Source organism: Niveibacterium sp., assembly GCF_041909475.1.
Taxonomy (GTDB): domain Bacteria; phylum Pseudomonadota; class Gammaproteobacteria; order Burkholderiales; family Rhodocyclaceae; genus Niveibacterium.
Genome location: NZ_JAYRDJ010000002.1, coordinates 72,718 through 87,996, shown reverse-complemented (window position 1 = coordinate 87,996; position 15,279 = coordinate 72,718). Strand labels below are relative to the sequence as shown.

At 65.5% G+C, this 15,279-nt stretch carries 13 protein-coding genes and 1 pseudogene; 9 read left to right on the top strand and 5 right to left on the bottom strand.

Annotated elements, in window-relative coordinates; all coding sequences use genetic code 11:
• Positions 1 to 25 precede the first annotated feature (25 nt).
• On the bottom strand, positions 26 to 1,117 hold the full coding sequence (apbC, locus tag ACE3P0_RS02625) for an iron-sulfur cluster carrier protein ApbC (protein WP_374399529.1): 1,092 nt from the start codon (positions 1,115 to 1,117) through the stop codon (positions 26 to 28).
• 251 nt (positions 1,118 to 1,368) lie between these two features.
• Between apbC and metG the strand changes: the two genes are divergently transcribed.
• The 8 genes from metG to ACE3P0_RS02585 all read left to right on the top strand — a co-directional run bounded on the left by metG (position 1,369) and on the right by ACE3P0_RS02585 (position 10,921).
• On the top strand, positions 1,369 to 3,459 hold the full coding sequence (gene metG, locus ACE3P0_RS02620) for a methionine--tRNA ligase (protein WP_374399527.1): 2,091 nt from the start codon (positions 1,369 to 1,371) through the stop codon (positions 3,457 to 3,459).
• Positions 3,460 to 3,471: 12 nt separating this feature from the next.
• Positions 3,472 to 3,741 (top strand): hypothetical protein, encoded by a 270-nt coding sequence (locus ACE3P0_RS02615; RefSeq protein WP_172197363.1) that lies wholly within the window; start codon positions 3,472 to 3,474, stop codon positions 3,739 to 3,741.
• Between the two features lie 10 nt (positions 3,742 to 3,751).
• Entirely contained in the window at positions 3,752 to 4,114 is a 363-nt protein-coding gene (locus ACE3P0_RS02610) for a CidA/LrgA family protein (protein WP_206253756.1), read from the top strand.
• A complete protein-coding gene (locus ACE3P0_RS02605) occupies positions 4,111 to 4,854 on the top strand; it encodes an LrgB family protein (RefSeq protein WP_374399525.1) in 744 nt (247 codons plus the stop codon). The genes ACE3P0_RS02610 and ACE3P0_RS02605 overlap by 4 nt, the downstream gene beginning before the upstream one ends.
• Positions 4,855 to 4,925: 71 nt before the next feature.
• Positions 4,926 to 6,614 (top strand): SulP family inorganic anion transporter, encoded by a 1,689-nt coding sequence (locus tag ACE3P0_RS02600; protein ID WP_374399523.1) that lies wholly within the window; start codon positions 4,926 to 4,928, stop codon positions 6,612 to 6,614.
• Positions 6,611 to 6,901 (top strand): acylphosphatase, encoded by a 291-nt coding sequence (locus tag ACE3P0_RS02595; protein WP_374399521.1) that lies wholly within the window; start codon positions 6,611 to 6,613, stop codon positions 6,899 to 6,901. Before ACE3P0_RS02600 ends, ACE3P0_RS02595 begins: the two co-directional genes overlap by 4 nt.
• A 193-nt stretch (positions 6,902 to 7,094) precedes the next feature.
• On the top strand, positions 7,095 to 7,697 hold the full coding sequence (locus ACE3P0_RS02590) for a peroxiredoxin (protein WP_172197348.1): 603 nt from the start codon (positions 7,095 to 7,097) through the stop codon (positions 7,695 to 7,697).
• A gap of 164 nt (positions 7,698 to 7,861) precedes the next feature.
• A complete protein-coding gene (locus ACE3P0_RS02585) occupies positions 7,862 to 10,921 on the top strand; it encodes an EAL domain-containing protein (RefSeq protein WP_374399518.1) in 3,060 nt (1,019 codons plus the stop codon).
• Here ACE3P0_RS02585 and ACE3P0_RS02580 read toward each other — a convergent pair.
• Both ACE3P0_RS02580 and ACE3P0_RS02575 read right to left on the bottom strand, forming a co-directional pair.
• Entirely contained in the window at positions 10,914 to 11,426 is a 513-nt protein-coding gene (locus ACE3P0_RS02580; RefSeq protein ID WP_374399907.1) for a ComF family protein, read from the bottom strand. The genes ACE3P0_RS02585 and ACE3P0_RS02580 overlap by 8 nt on opposite strands.
• A 9-nt stretch (positions 11,427 to 11,435) precedes the next feature.
• Positions 11,436 to 11,573, bottom strand: a pseudogene (locus ACE3P0_RS02575) (ComF family protein); the annotation flags it as partial.
• 115 nt (positions 11,574 to 11,688) lie between these two features.
• Between ACE3P0_RS02575 and bioB the strand changes: the two are divergent.
• Positions 11,689 to 12,678: a biotin synthase BioB gene (gene bioB, locus ACE3P0_RS02570; protein WP_374399516.1), complete on the top strand. Its 990-nt coding sequence runs from the start codon at positions 11,689 to 11,691 to the stop codon at positions 12,676 to 12,678.
• Between the two features lie 15 nt (positions 12,679 to 12,693).
• Here the strand turns inward: bioB and ACE3P0_RS02565 are convergent, their stop codons facing one another.
• The gene (locus ACE3P0_RS02565; RefSeq protein WP_374399514.1) at positions 12,694 to 13,248 is read right to left on the bottom strand and encodes a hypothetical protein; all 555 of its coding nucleotides are present in this window, start codon (positions 13,246 to 13,248) and stop codon (positions 12,694 to 12,696) included.
• A gap of 14 nt (positions 13,249 to 13,262) precedes the next feature.
• Positions 13,263 to 15,269, bottom strand: coding sequence for a GGDEF domain-containing protein (locus ACE3P0_RS02560; RefSeq protein WP_374399513.1), 2,007 nt, complete (start codon positions 15,267 to 15,269; stop codon positions 13,263 to 13,265).
• Between the last annotated feature and the right edge of the window lie 10 nt (positions 15,270 to 15,279).

Below are 15,279 nucleotides of genomic sequence, written 5' to 3'. Positions count from 1 at the left end.
CCGGCTTGTGCCGGCGTTTTTCGTTTCAGGTGTTCTGCACCACGATGTTCGGGAATTTGAAGCGCATGTCGCGCTGCCGCTCTGCGATCGAAATCGCCACCTTGCGCGCGATGCCGCGGTAGGCATCCGCCAGCGGCCCTAGCGGATCGGCAACGACCGTCGGCGTACCGGAATCGGTCTGCTCGCGGATACGGATATCCAGCGGCAGGCCACCGAGGAAGGGCACGCCGTAGTCGGCGCACATCTTCTCGCCACCGCCAGCGCCGAAGATGTGTTCGGCGTGGCCGCAGTTCGAGCACACGTGGATGCTCATGTTCTCGACGATGCCAAGGATCGGGATGCCGACCTTCTCGAACATCTTCAGGCCCTTGCGCGCGTCGAGCAGCGCGATGTCCTGCGGTGTGGTAACGATCACGGCGCCGGTCACCGGCACGATCTGCGCGAGCGTCAGCTGGATGTCGCCGGTGCCCGGCGGCATGTCGATCACGAGGTAATCGAGCTCGTCCCAGTTGGTGTCCATCAGCAGCTGGCGCAGCGCCTGCGTGGCCATCGGCCCGCGCCACACCATCGGCTGCTCGACATCGACCAGGAAACCAATCGAATTCGCCTGCAGCCCATGAGCCTGCAGCGGAATCATGGTCTTGCCGTCTTCACTCTCGGGCCGCGCATCGTTCAGACCCAGCATCTGAGGCTGGCTCGGGCCGTAGATGTCGGCGTCCAGAATGCCGACCCGAGCGCCTTCACTCGCCAGTGCCAGCGCGAGGTTCACCGCGGTCGTGCTCTTGCCGACGCCGCCCTTGCCGGACGACACCGCAATGATGTTCTTCACGCCCGGCAGCAACTTTACATTGCCCTGCACCGTGTGCGGCACGACGAGGCTGGCGACTTCCACCGCGACCGATTCAACGCCCGGCAGCGCTTTCAGCGCCCCCTCGATCTGCGCGCGAATCGCCGCGAACTGGCTGCTGGCCGGATAGCCAAGTTCGATCACGACCCTGGCACGCCCGCCATCGAGCGATACCGCCTTGACGGCCTTGGCTGCGGCGTAGGGTTTGCCGGTGTTGGGGTCGGTCAGGCTGCCGACGTGTTCGAGAAGCTGTTGCTGGCTGAGACTCATCGATGCACTCGCTGGAAACGGAACAAACCCGGGCGCAAACCCGACTGATTTGCTCAAGTTTATCACGGCTAAACGGACGACTCTACGCGCGCAATCGCCAAAACCACGCCGCAGCGGCCGCCCCGCAGCACAAACAAGCGCTGACGAAGGCGCTGACCTCGCGCATGAAACCCACGAATTCCAGTGCTGGCGCGGCCGAAGCGCGCGCCGCTTGCTAGAATTCACGTTTTCCCCGCTGTACCGGAACGCACATGACCGCGCCACATCGCAAGCTCTTCGTCACGACCGCCCTGCCCTACGCGAACGCCGCCTTCCATATCGGCCACATCATGGAATACACCCAGGCCGACATCTGGGTGCGGTATCAGCGAATGCGCGGTCACGAAGTGCATTTCGTGTGTGCGGACGATGCGCACGGCGCGCCGATCATGCTGAAGGCCGAGGCTGAGGGCATTACGCCGCAAGCGCTGGTTGCCGGCATTGCGGCGGGCCGGCCGCAGTACCTCGACGGCTTCCACATCAGCTTCGACAACTGGCACTCGACCGATTCGCCGGAGAACGTCGAACTGTCGCAGGACATCTACGTGCGTCTGCGCGAAGCCGGCTTCATCGACCGCAAGGTGATCGAGCAGTTCTTCGACCCGGTCAAGGCGATGTTCCTGCCCGACCGCTACATCAAGGGCGAGTGCCCGCGCTGCGGCGCGAAGGACCAGTACGGCGACAACTGCGAGAGCTGCGGCGCGGTGTACGCACCGACCGAGCTGAAGAACCCGTACTCGGCGCTGTCCGGCGCGACGCCGGTGATCAAGCAGTCGGAGCATTTCTTCTTCCGCCTGTCGGACCCGCGCTGCGTCGAGTTCCTGCGCGGCTGGACACAGGACGGCCGACTGCAACCGCAGATCGCCAACAAGGCCAAGGAGTGGCTGGAATCGGGCGACGGGCTCGCGGACTGGGATATCTCGCGCGACGAACCCTATTTCGGCATTCCGATCCCGGATGCGCCGGGCAAGTATTTCTACGTTTGGCTGGATGCGCCGATCGGCTACCTCGCGAGCCTGAAGAATCATTTCCACAAGCTCGGCGGTGACATGGCGGCCTTCCTCGCCGACAAGCAGACCGAGCAGATCCACTTCATCGGCAAAGACATCGTCTACTTCCACTGCCTCTTCTGGCCGGCGATGCTGCATTTCGCTGGCACGCCCTACAAGGTGCCGAACAACGTCTTCGTGCATGGTTTCATGACCGTGTCGGGCGAGAAGATGAGCAAGTCGCGCGGCACCGGCATCTCGCCGCTGCGCTACCTGGAACTCGGCATGAACGCCGAGTGGATGCGCTACTACATCGCCGCCAAGCTCAACGCAAACGTCGAAGACGTCGACTTCACCTCCGAAGACTTCCTCGCGCGGGTCAATTCCGACCTGATCGGCAAGTATGTGAACATCGCCAGCCGCTGCGCCGGCTTCGTCACCAAGCGCTTCGGCGGCAAAGTGTCGACCGAGTTCGGCACGGAAGGCGCGACGCTGTTGGCGGCCATCGCGGCGGCAGCCGGCCCGGTTGGCGACTTCCTCGAAGGGCGCGAGTACTCGAAGGCGATCCGCGAGATCATGGCGCTCGCCGACCGCACCAACGAATACGTCAACGCCAACGCACCGTGGGAACTCGCCAAGCAGGAAGGCCGTGAAGCCGATCTGCACCGCGTGTGCTCGGTAGCGCTGAACGCCTTCGCACGCCTCACCCGCATGCTGGCGCCGGTGATGCCGGCCGTAGCGGGCAAAGTGGGCCGTCTGTTCAACTGCGATTTCTCGCGTTGGGACGACACCAGCCTGCTGGCAACGATCAACCCCTACGAGCACCTGATGACCCGCGTCGACCCGAAACAACTCGAGGCCCTGTTCCCGCCGCCCGAGAACATCCCGCCCGCCGCGCCGGAGCAACCGCAGCGCCACAGCCAGCACCAGACGCACGAAGCGGTGGAAGAAGCGAAGAAGGCTGACGAGTTCGAGCCCTTCATCAGCATCGACGACTTCGGCAAGGTCGATCTGCGCATCGCGAAGATCGTCTCGGCCGAGCATGTCGAAGGCGCTGCCAAGCTGCTGAAGCTGCAGTTGGATATCGGCGAAGAGAAGCCGCGCCAGGTCTTCGCCGGCATCAAGTCGGCCTACGACCCGGCCACGCTGGTCGGCCGCCTCACGGTGATGGTGGCCAACCTCGCGCCGCGCAAGATGAAGTTCGGCATGAGTGAAGGCATGGTGCTCGCTGCCTCGGACGACACCGGCAACACGCCGGGCCTGTTCATTCTGTCGCCGGATTCGGGCGCAATGCCCGGCATGCGGGTCCGCTGAGGCCACGCAGCGATGCTCAACCGCCCCAAACGCCGCGTCCGCCCGACGCCCACCATCATGATGTGGGCCCTGGTGGACGTGGCGGGCGTGCTGGCGCTCGCCCTGGGCGCCGGCTACCTGGTGCATGGTCCTGGCTTCTTCTTCAACAACGTTCCGGGCTCGACGCTGCAGGCGCTGGTTTTCACCTTCGGCGGCCTTGCAACGATCCTGGTCGCTGCAGTGAAGATGCTCGCCGAAGTCCTGAAGCAAATGCCGCAGGACGGATCGACAACCCAACCTTGATGACACGCTGATGCTGGAAGGCCTGCTCGCCCTGCTCGTATTTCAACTGGTGGGCGAGGGGCTTGCGCGCCTGCTGCATCTGCCGATCCCCGGCCCGGTGCTCGGCCTGCTGGGGCTTTTCGCGGTACTGCGCGCCCGGCCGCACTGGATCGAACGGCTGCGGCCAACGGCAGAAATGCTGCATGGCCATCTCGCGCTGCTGTTCGTGCCAGCCGGCGTGGGTGTCGTGATGTTCCTGCCGCGGCTACGGGCCGAATGGCTGCCGATTGTCGTCGCGCTGCTGGTCAGCACCTCGGTCGGCCTGGTCGTCACGGCCTGGGTCGCGCACCGGCTGGCGCCCGAGCCGGAGTCGCCGCAGGAGGACGAATCGTGACGGTGCTGCCGATCCGCGACGACATCTTCCGGCTGTGGGTCTATCTATCGGCCTCGCCACTGTTCGCGCTGAGCGCGACGCTGGGCGCCTACCTGCTGGCGCTGGCACTGGCGCGCCGCCTCAACAACCATCCGCTGGCCAACCCGGTCGCGATCACGATCGTGCTGCTGGCGACCGGCATCTCGCTCGTTGGCGAGGACTATCAGCGCTACTTCGAAGGTGCACAGTTCGTGCACTTCCTGCTCGGCCCCGCTACGGTGGCGTTCGCGGTGCCGATGGCCGCGATGTGGTCGCGCATGCGGCGCATCCGCCTCGCGCTTGCGGTGGGCCTGATCGGCGGCGGCGCGGCCGGTGCAGCCAGTGCGGTGCTCACCGCGTGGGCGTTGGGCGCCAGCCACGAAACGCTGCTGGCCCTGATTCCGAAGTCCGTCACCACGCCCATCGCGATGGGTATCACCGAGCAGATCGGCGGGCCGCCCTCGCTGACCGCGGTGTTCTGCATCCTCACCGGCGTCGTCGGCGCGGTCGCCGGCCCCAGCCTGCTCGACAACTTCGGCGTGCATCGCCCGGCCGTGCGCGGCTTCGCGCTGGGCACCGCGGCGCACGGCATCGGCACCGCGCGCGCCTTTCAGGAACACCCGGAAGCCGGCGCCTTCGCCGGGCTAGCGCTGGGCATCCACGGCCTCGTTGCGGCGATGCTGATTCCGCTGATCGTCACGATGTGGCTGAAGCTGGTGTGACGCGATGCCGTTGACCCGTACCAAACGCTGGATCACGCAGCACCGGGTCGGCCCCGGCGCCTGCGCCATGCATGACCCCACCTACCGTCAATGCATTGGAGCGCTTTACCGTGATCAACTTCAAACCGAAACTGTTCGTCACCCTGCCCGGCTATAACCGGCAGCAACTCACGCAAGACCTCTCGGCCGGCCTCACCGTCGGCGTACTCGCGCTGCCACTCGCGATGGCCTTCGCAATCGCCAGCGGCATGTCACCCACGGCAGGCATCTGGACCGCCATCGTTGCCGGCCTGCTGATTGCCGCCTTGGGCGGCTCGCGGGTGCAGATCGGCGGCCCGACCGGCGCCTTCATCCCGATCATCTACGGCATCGTTGCGCACTACGGCGTGCAGAACCTGCTGATCGCCACGATGCTGGCCGGCGCGATCCTCGTCGGCCTCGCGCTCGCGCGGCTCGGCAGCCTGATCCGCTTCATCCCGCGCACCGTGGTGATCGGCTTCACCAACGGCATCGCAGTGGTGATCTTCCTCGCGCAGATCAAGGATTTCCTCGGCCTGCCGATCGAAAACCTGCCGGCCGAGTTCTTCGCCAAGGTCCGCACGCTTTTCTATGCGGTCCCCCATGCCGACGTACCAACGGTGGTGCTCGCCTTCGCTTCGCTCGGCGTGCTGCTGGGCTGGAACCGCATGGCCAAACGGGTGACGTGGATGGCGCGGGTGCCCGGCCCGCTGGCGGTGCTGGTCATCGCCACGGCCGCCAACGCCTTGCTGAAGCTGCCAGTGGAAACCATCGGCAGCCGTTTTGGCGGCATTCCGCAGGCGATTCCGCCTATCAGTCTGCCGGAGCTGACGCTATCGGATCTGGGCCGACTGATCTCGCCGGCGATCACGATCGCACTGCTCGGCGCGATCGAATCGCTGCTGTCGGCACGGGTGGCCGATGCCGCGATCGAAGACCGGCATGACCCCAACCAGGAACTGATGGCGCAAGGGCTTGCCAACCTCGCTGCACCGCTGTTCGGCGGTTTCGCCGCCACTGGCGCGATCGCGCGCACCGCGACCAACGTGCGCAGTGGCGGGCGCACGCCGGTGGCTGGCATCGCACACTCGATCACGCTGCTGCTGGTGGTGCTGATCGCGGCACCGGCCGCTGCCTATGTGCCGCTGGCGACCTTGTCGGCGATCGTGGTGCTGGTTGCGGTCAACATGGGCGAATGGCATGAGTTCCGCGAACTGCGGCGCTACTCGCTGAACTACCGCGTGGTACTGCTGGCGACCTTCCTGATCACGGTGATCTTCGACCTGACGCTGGCGGTCGAGATCGGCATGGTGCTGGCAAGCCTGTTCTTCATCTACCGGGTGCAGACACTGTCGGGTGTCGAACGCCTCGCGCTGCCGGCAAAGGGGCCAGACGGCGCCAGCAACGAGGGGATCGCCGCCTTCCACCTGTTCGGCTCGATGTTCTTCGGCTCGGTCGGCAAGATCGAGGACGAACTCGACGTGAAGCAGCTCGAAGGCACGATCGTGGTGCTCGACATGTACAAGGTGATCAACCTCGACACTACCGCGCTGGAGATGCTCGACAACCTGCTGCGCGATCTGCGCAAGGCCAGGGCCGATCTGGTGCTGTGCGGGCTCAACAAGCAGCCGCTGTCGATCATCCACCGCTCCGGCTTCGCCGACCGGCTCGGCGACAACCACTTCTGCGACACGCTGCAGGCAGGCGTGGAAGAAGCACGACTGCTGAGGAAACTCGCGTGACGACACTGCGCACCGAGCATCTGCTGATCACCGGCGTCGTCCAGGGCGTCGGCTACCGTTGGTCGATGATGCAGGCGGCCGAACGGCTTGATGTGGCAGGCTGGGTGCGCAATCGCCGCGATGGCAGCGTGGAGGCCTTCGTGCGCGGCACACCGGAGGCGATCGAGGCGCTCGTCACCTGGGCGCGGCGCGGCCCGCCGGCCGCGCGGGTCACCGATGTGTTGCGCAATCCCGCCGAAGATGACGATTCGGTGACATGGGGTTTTTCCGAGCGCCCGACGGTCTAGAATGAGAGTTTGCTACAGCAAGGTTTGACGCCCTTCAAGGTGTCGGGAATACTCCCGCGCCCAACCCACTTGGAAGCCTGAGCGTCCTGCCCGCAAGCAGTGCGGCCCCCGGCCCGGTGCTCGCACCGGACACATCACGGGGCTCCGCGCGGCAAGACTCCCGGCTTCCCGGACATTCAACAAGGAGAATCAAATGGCTGTTCTCGTCGGCAAGCAAGCCCCGGATTTCGTCGCAACCGCCGTTCTCGGCAACAACGAGATCGTTGAAAACTACAAGCTGTCGGACGCCCTCAAGGGCAAGTACGGCGTGATCTTCTTCTACCCGCTGGACTTCACCTTCGTTTGCCCGTCCGAGCTGATCGCCTTCGACCATCGCCTGGAAGAGTTCAAGCAGCGCGGCGTTGAAGTGATCGGCGTCTCGATCGACTCGCAATTCACCCACCTCGCGTGGAAGAACACCCCCGTCAACAACGGCGGTATCGGCCAAGTCGGCTACACCCTGGTTGCCGACATCAAGCACGACATCTGCCGTGCCTACGATGTGGAAGCCGCCGGCGGCGTCGCGTTCCGCGGCTCCTTCCTGATCGACAAGGCCGGCGTCGTGCGCCACCAGGTCGTCAATGACCTGCCGCTGGGCCGCAACGTCGACGAGATGATCCGCATGGTCGATGCGCTGCAATTCACGGAAGAGCACGGCGAGGTCTGCCCGGCGGGCTGGAACAAGGGCAAGGCCGGCATGAAGGCCTCGACCGCCGGCGTCGCCGAGTACCTGGCAAGCCACGCCAAGGAACTGTAAGCAAACCGCTTCGTCCGGCAGCTGAACAAAGGGGCTCCGCCAAAGCGGGGCCCTTTTCTTTTGGTCACAAAGCCTGGCGGCTGAGGCGACGCCTTCAAGTTCTGCGCCCCCTGACCGTAAACGGAGGTGTCCGCCCGTCACCGGGAGCTTGGCTCGTCCGCCGCATGCACGCTGTACGCCACATCCCGCCCGCCCTTGGCCTTCTGACCGCCGCAGCACCGGCCTTTGCCGGCGATACGGGGAATGGCGCCGTTTGGCTGTGGTTCTCTGTGATCGCCAGCCTTGTCGCTGCGCTGGCGCTTGTTGCCGCCTTTGAAGCGCGCCGTCGCACCGCAGCGCTCAAGCTGCTGCGGGACGAGGCGCGCGCCGAGGCTGGGCGCTTCCGCAAGACGATCGAGGGTACGAACGCGGTAGCCTGGGAGTTTGATCCGGCCACCGGGCTGTGCAGTTACGTATCGCCGCAGGCAGAACTGCTGCTGGGGTTTCCACTCAACGCCTGGGCTCAATCGGGGTTCTGGCGCGAGAACATCCATCCCGAAGACCGCAGCTTCGTCATCGAGTTCTTCCGCGCCCAGACCGAGCTGGGCTACGACCACGAACTCGAATACCGGATGCTGCACGCCGACGGCCAGACCGTCTTCGTGCGCGACATGCGGACGGTGCACCGCAAACCCGACGGCAGCATCGACCGTATCAGCAGCCTGCTGATCAATTTATCGGTGCATAAAGCCACCGAGGCCGCGCTGGAAGACAGTGAAGCACGCTTCCGTTCGACCTTCGAACAGGCCGCCGTCGGCATCGCAATGTGCTCGCTGGCCGGGCGTTACTCCCGCGTGAACCGGCGGTTCACCGAGATCTCCGGCTATTCGGAAGCCGATCTGCTGCAGATGGACTTCCGCGAACTCCTCCATCCGGACGATGCACCGCGCGTCGATGCTCAGCTGGTGACGCTGGCCGGGTCGGCGCGTGAGGTCATCGCTCTGGAAATGCGAATCCGCCGCCGCGACGGTGGGCTCGTCTGGGTGGCCATGACGGTCAGCGTCGTGCGCGCGCTGTCACGCGACCCCAGCCAGTACATGGTCGTGATCGAGGACATCAGCGGCCGCAAGCAGACCGAAGCGGTGCTGCGCGAGAGCGAAGCGCGCATGCGCACGATCGTCAGCTCGATCGACGAGGGCATCGTGATGCGCGACGCCGCGGGTGACGTGGTGGTGTGCAACGACGCGGTGGCGCAGATCTACGACATCTCGCCGGCACAGCTGGCGAAGTTCCGCCTCGATTCCGGGCTGATCGATTTTGTCTTCGCCGACGGCTCCGAGCGCGCGCCGGAGACCCTGCCGCCGATGCGCGCGCTGGCCACCGGCGAGCCGGTCGCCGACATGGTGGCCTTCCGCGCCCGCAATGGAGAAATCCGCACGCTGTGGGTGAAGTCCTCACCGCTTCAACGCGATGAAGACCCCTTCCCGCACGCGGTGGTCACGACCATCACCGACATGACGCAGCGCCTGCAGGCCGAGGCCGAGTTGCGGCTGGCCGCGTCGGTGTTCGAGAACAGCGTCGAAGCGATCGTCGTCGCAGGTGCCGATCGCAACATCGTGCGCGCCAACCCTGCCTTCAGCACCGTCACCGGTTTCGATGTGCGCGAGGTGATCGGCCACAGCCTGCCAGACGTCACCGGCAGCCGCCACGAGACCGGCTTTTTCGAAGGCGTTTGGCGCAGCATCGAACGCGACGGCTTCTGGCAGGGCGAGGTCTGGAATACGCACAAGAACGGCAAGGCTTTCCCTGCCTGGCTATCGATCAGTTCGGTGCGCGACCAGGAGGCGCAGATCTCGCATTACGTGGCGGTCTTCTCCGACATCACCGAGCGCAAGGCCAACGAAGCACGCATTGCCTACCTCGCTCACCATGACCCGCTGACAGGCCTGCCCAACCGCGCACTGATGCAGGATCGACTCTCGCAGTCGCTCGCTCGCGCACACCGCGAACGCACGATGGTCGGCCTGCTCTTCCTCGACCTCGACCGCTTCAAGATGATCAACGACTCGCTCGGCCACCACGCCGGCGATCGGCTGCTGCAACAGGTCGCCGAGCGCGTGCGGACCTGCGTGCGCGACTCGGACACGATCTGCCGCCAGGGCGGCGACGAGTTCATCATCGTCCTCAACGACATGCCCAACACCCGCGCACCGGCGCGCGTGGCGGAGAAGATCCTCGGCTCGCTGGCCGAACCTTTCGATGTGGACACGCACCGCATCGGCACCTCGTTCTCGATCGGCATCGCGGTGTATCCGAACGACGGTCGCGACCCGGAAAGCCTGATGAAGAACGCCGACACGGCGATGTATCACGCCAAGGAAAGCGGCCGGAACACCTTCCGCTTCTTCACCGAAGCGATGAACGCCAATGCGCTCGAACGGCTGCAGCTTGAAAACGCATTGCGGCAAGCACTGGAACGTAACGAACTGACGCTGTACTACCAGCCGCAGGTGTCGTTGAAAGACGGCATGGTGGTCGGCGCCGAGGCGCTGTTGCGCTGGCAACACCCGCAGCGCGGCTTCATTTCGCCGGCCCGCTTCATCCCGATTGCGGAAGATTCCGGCCTCATCGTGCCGATCGGCCGCTGGGTACTGCGCGAGGCCTGCCGCCAGGCGCGCGCTTGGGAAAAACAGGGTCTGCCGCCGATCATGATGGCGGTGAACATGTCGGCACTGCAGTTCCGCCGCGACAACGTCGTCGCGATGGTGCGCGAAGTGCTCGAAGAAACCGGCCATGAGCCAGATCGTGTAGAGCTGGAACTGACCGAATCCCTGCTGATGGAAAACGCCGGCGAAGTGCTATCGACGATCCAGCAACTCAAGGGCCTCGGCGTGCGCCTGTCGATCGACGATTTCGGCACCGGCTATTCAAGCCTGTCCTACCTCAAGCGCTTCGCGGTGGACCGCCTGAAGATCGACCAGAGCTTCGTGCGCGATGTGCCAGTCGATTCGGACGACGCCGCGATCGTGCGCGCGATCATCCAGCTCGGTGAGGCGCTCAAGCTCGACGTGATCGCTGAGGGCGCCGAAACGATCGCGCAGGTCGAATTCCTGCGCCGCGAGGGCTGCACCGAAGCGCAGGGTTACTACTGGTGCCCGCCGGTGCCCCCTGGCGTGTTCGAAAGCATGCTGCATCGCGGGGTCATCACGCCGGAAGCCGACCGAGCGATGCTCAGTTTCAGTTAGGGCCTGCAGGGGTCCGTGCGACAACCAGGGCCTCGACGCGCGCGGCACCCGCCGCCTTCAGCGCACCAGCCAGTTCGTCGAGCGTCGTACCGCTCGTCATCACATCGTCGATCACCAGCACACGCATGCCATCGAAGCGACGCTGCGCAGCAAAGACGCCGCGCAGGTTGCGCTGGCGCTCTTCCAGTGTCAGGCCGGCCTGCGGCGCCACACGCCGCAGTTTGCGCACCGCGTCGCGCAACAGCGGTGCGCCGAGCGCTCGCGCCACTGGCTCGGCCAGCAACACCGACTGGTTGAAACCGCGTGAAGCCAAGCGGTGCGGATGCAGCGGCGCGGGGATCACGGCATCCACCTGCAGGCCGGCGGCCGCAGCAAGCAGCCGCTCAGCGAAATAGCGCCCAACACCGAAACGCGCCTGAAACTTGTACGCCTGCACCAGCTCGCTGACCGGAAAGGCGTAACGGAACACCGCCCGTGTCGCATCGAAACGCGGCGGATGGCTCAAGCAACGCCCACAGACCGCGCCCCCCGGACAATCGATCGCGCAACGCGGGCAGCACTCGCTGGCGACTGCCGATAGTGCCGCGCTGCAAGTGGCGCACAGCACCCGATCCGCCGCCGGTGCTGCGCAAACGAAGCACGCCTGCGGCATCAGGCGGCCGCCGACCCGGTTCCATGCTTGCTGCAGCGCGACAATCACGTTTGACACAGCTCTCGCCTTTCACCGACCATTCGGTGATTGTCACACCGCAGCAGGAAGCATCCCTATGAGCTTGTCCGCAACTGTCACCGAATCAGTCACCACGGCGCCGGCGCCCAAGGCGGCCCAACGCTGGAGCACTGCCGAGGTCCAGGCCCTGTTCGATCTGCCCTTCATGGAACTCGTTTTCCGTGCCGCCCAGGTGCATCGCGAGCATTTCGACCCGAACGCCGTACAGCGCTCGACGCTGCTGTCGATCAAGACCGGCGGCTGCTCGGAGGACTGCGGCTACTGCTCGCAGGCCAAGCGCTACCACACTGGTGTCGAGAGTGAAGAGCTAATGAAGGTCGCCGAGGTGGTCGAGAAGGCCAAGCTCGCCAAAGCCAACGGCGCGAGCCGCTTCTGCATGGGCGCGGCCTGGCGCGGCCCGAAGGACCGCGATCTGGAGCCGGTGATCGAGATGGTCAAGCAGGTCAAGGCGCTGGGGCTGGAAACCTGCGTCACGCTGGGCATGCTGCGCGAAGGTCAGGCCGAGAAACTGAAGGACGCCGGCCTCGACTACTACAACCACAACATCGACACCGCGCCCGAGTTCTACGGCAAGGTCGTCGGCACACATTCGCAGGCTGATCGTTTCGACACCATCGACAAGGTACGCGATGCCGGCATCAACGTCTGTTCCGGCGGCATCGTCGGCATGGGCGAATCGCGCCGCGGCCGCGCTGCGATGATTGCGCAGCTCGCGAACATGGAACCGCCGCCCGAATCGGTGCCGATCAACAGCCTCGTTGCGGTCGAGGGCACGCCGCTGGCCGATCAGCCGAAGATCGACCCGTTCGAGTTCATCCGCACGATCGCCGCCGCACGCATCACGATGCCGAAGAGCTATGTACGCCTGTCGGCGGGCCGTCGCGAGATGACCGATGAGGGCCAAGCGCTCGCCTTCATGGCCGGCGCAAACTCGATTTTCTACGGCGACAAGCTGCTGACAACCGGCAACCCGGACGTCGAAGGCGACCGCTCGCTGCTGGAACGCCTTGGCATGAAGTCGGTGTAAGCGGCCACAAGCCGATCACGAAAACGGCGCCTCACGGCGCCGTTTTTCATGGGCGAACAGCACGTCACGCTCCAGCCAGCGGGCGAATTCACGCGAACGTGCATCGTTGCGCAGTGACAGAAAGCGGCGCAGCGCAGCCTCCGAAAAGCAGATCAAGGTCTCGCCCGGCGGCTCGCGATAGCCGAGCGCGCCGAACTGATTGCGGAAGCGTTCGTGCACCACGCCGTCCACCGGCTCGCCCAGCGCGCGCAGCACATCGTCGGCGCACAGCCAGGTGTGGTCCGGCAGTTCGAAAAGGCGGATCTGGATGCCGTGAAAAGCGTACCAACGCCCGTTCCAGCGCTTGAGGTGGCGCTTGCGCAGCCAGCGCAGCAGATCGAAGCCAGTAAGCGTGAGTGGCACCGCAATCAGCGCGGCCATCGGCACCAGCGCGAGCGCAAGGCCGACCAGCCCCTGCCATCGCACCAGCGGCCATGCAATCAAGGCCGCCAGCAGCAGCCGCAGGATCAGTTGCGCCCAGGTGTGGTCGGCCAACCACGCCTCAACCGCTTGCCAGGCCTCGCGCAACATCGACGGCGCTACGCTCAGGCCACCGCCGGCCCCGGAATCGAGGGCGGCAGCGCAGCATCGTCGTTGCGTTCGATCGCCTCTGCGTCGCAGAAGGTGCAAACACCAATCGCCTGGTTACGGCCGCGCCGCTTGGCGAGGAACAGCGCGAGGTCGGCACGATGCAGTGCGCGTTCCCAGTCGGGCTCGCTCGGGTCACCCGGCAGTTCGAGCGGTGAATAGCCGATGCTGGTCGTGACACGCAGCGCGGGGCCATAGGTCGAGATCGCCGCAGCGCCGACGGTGTGCAAGAGGCGGGTCGCCAACTCGTCGAGATGCGCACGGCGGATCGCGGGCGCCAGCACGAGGAATTCCTCGCCGCCCCAGCGGACCACCGTTTCGCTGTCGCGCAGCGTTTCGCGCAGGCGGCGCGCGACTTCGACCAGCACCGCGTCGCCATCGCGATGGCCGTGGTTGTCGTTGATCTGTTTGAAGTGATCGATGTCGAGCAGGAACACCGCACGCACCAGATCGTCCGCATCCTCCTCGCGCCGATGCGGTAGTTCGGGCGGCAGCGCTTCGAGCAGGCTGGTGAAGTGGCGTCGATTGAACAAGCCGGTCAAGGGATCGTGCTTGCTCATGAATTCCAGATCCGCATTCTTCGCGGCGAGCTGCTGGTTGGCACGCCGCACGCGGCCGTAGAGCAGGATCGCGATGATCGAGGCCAGCGCCAGCACCACCGCCAGCAGCCACGAAGAGCGGCGCGCCATCTGCTGACGGCCCAGCTCGGCGGTCTTCAGCGCGTTGTCGCGGTTGAGCAGCTCGATCTCCTTGCTGCGCTTCTCCGCCTCGTAGCGCTGCTGCATCTCGACCACGGTGCGCTGGCGGTCGCCACGCAGCATCTCGTCCTCGATCGCCTGCGCTTCGCGCACCACCTTCAGCGCATGTCCTGCGTCGCCAGCGCGCTCGAGGATCTCGCCGTACTGGTTCAGCGTGGCGAGCACATCGCTCCTGGAATCGATCTTGCGGTAGTAGGCCACGCCGTGCTCGGCGATGCGGCGCCCTTCCACGATCTTGCCAAGTCCGATCAGCGCGAAGCCGAGGTTCAACTCGGCGGTGGCTTGGCCCGGTTCGTCGTTCAGGGAACGTGCCAGCGCAAGCGCCTGATCGGCCTGCGCACGCGCCGCGGCAAAGTTGCGCACCCGCAGGTTCAGGTCCGACAGATTCAGCAGCACGCCCAGCTGCGCCGCCGGCCCACCCACATCCTTCGACAGCGCGATCGAGGCTTCGGTCGCCTTGCGCTGACGCTCGGTATCGCCCTGCGCCTCGGCCACCAGGGCCTCCAGTGCCTTGGCCTCCGCCGCAAGGCTGAACTGCTTGCCCGCCTGAGCGAAGCGGAAAGCCGCTTCGGCGTGCCGCATCGCCCCGGCCGAATCCTTCAGCGTCAGCAGCAGCGACGCCATGCTGATATGGGTTTGTGCCTGACGCCGGTCGTCCTTCGTCTCCTCCGCCGCGCTCAAGGCGGACTGGAACATCGCCAGCGCCTCCTCCAGCGCGCCGGATTGATAGGCGCCGAAGCCGGCGCTGGTGGCAACCCAATAGCGCAGCGACAGATCAGACGAGTGCAGGGCCAGCGGAACCGCCTTTGCCACCCAGTCGCGTGCGACGCGCGTGCGGCCCTGCAGTTCCAGGATATTGGCGCGCAGGGTGTAGGCGGCGGCAAGGGTTTCGTTGTCCTTGGTGCGCACGCCCTGGTCTTCCAGTTCGCTCGCGGCCGCTTCGGCCACGGCACGCCCGCCGGTCATCGCGTGGGCGTAGCCCCAGGCGGCAAGGAAGACGCGCAGATCCACCCCGCCTGACTTGCGCGCCGCACTCTCCATGCCAGCGATCTTGCTGATCACGACATCGGAGTCGGCACCATGGGCGCGCTCGATTTCGTTGATGTCGTCGGCGACGCCCGCCAAGGCCTGCGCCGACAGCATCGCAGCGAGCAGCGACAGCCCCAGACGCAACAGGGTTCGGAGAACGGCCGGGGGCAATATCATCAGGTGAGGA

Bases quoted from the DNA above. Each gene is read 5' to 3' on its own strand.
- ACE3P0_RS02565 (WP_374399514.1), bottom strand. From the start codon at position 13,248: ATGTTGCGCGAGGCCTGGCAAGCGGTTGAGGCGTGGTTGGCCGACCAC.
- bioB (WP_374399516.1), top strand. From the start codon at position 11,689: ATGAGCTTGTCCGCAACTGTCACCGAATCAGTCACCACGGCGCCGGCG.
- metG (WP_374399527.1), top strand. From the start codon at position 1,369: ATGACCGCGCCACATCGCAAGCTCTTCGTCACGACCGCCCTGCCCTAC.
- ACE3P0_RS02610 (WP_206253756.1), top strand. From the start codon at position 3,752: ATGCTGGAAGGCCTGCTCGCCCTGCTCGTATTTCAACTGGTGGGCGAG.
- ACE3P0_RS02560 (WP_374399513.1), bottom strand. From the start codon at position 15,269: ATGATATTGCCCCCGGCCGTTCTCCGAACCCTGTTGCGTCTGGGGCTG.
- ACE3P0_RS02600 (WP_374399523.1), top strand. From the start codon at position 4,926: ATGACCCCACCTACCGTCAATGCATTGGAGCGCTTTACCGTGATCAAC.
- apbC (WP_374399529.1), bottom strand. From the start codon at position 1,117: ATGAGTCTCAGCCAGCAACAGCTTCTCGAACACGTCGGCAGCCTGACC.
- ACE3P0_RS02585 (WP_374399518.1), top strand. From the start codon at position 7,862: ATGCACGCTGTACGCCACATCCCGCCCGCCCTTGGCCTTCTGACCGCC.
- ACE3P0_RS02590 (WP_172197348.1), top strand. From the start codon at position 7,095: ATGGCTGTTCTCGTCGGCAAGCAAGCCCCGGATTTCGTCGCAACCGCC.
- ACE3P0_RS02615 (WP_172197363.1), top strand. From the start codon at position 3,472: ATGCTCAACCGCCCCAAACGCCGCGTCCGCCCGACGCCCACCATCATG.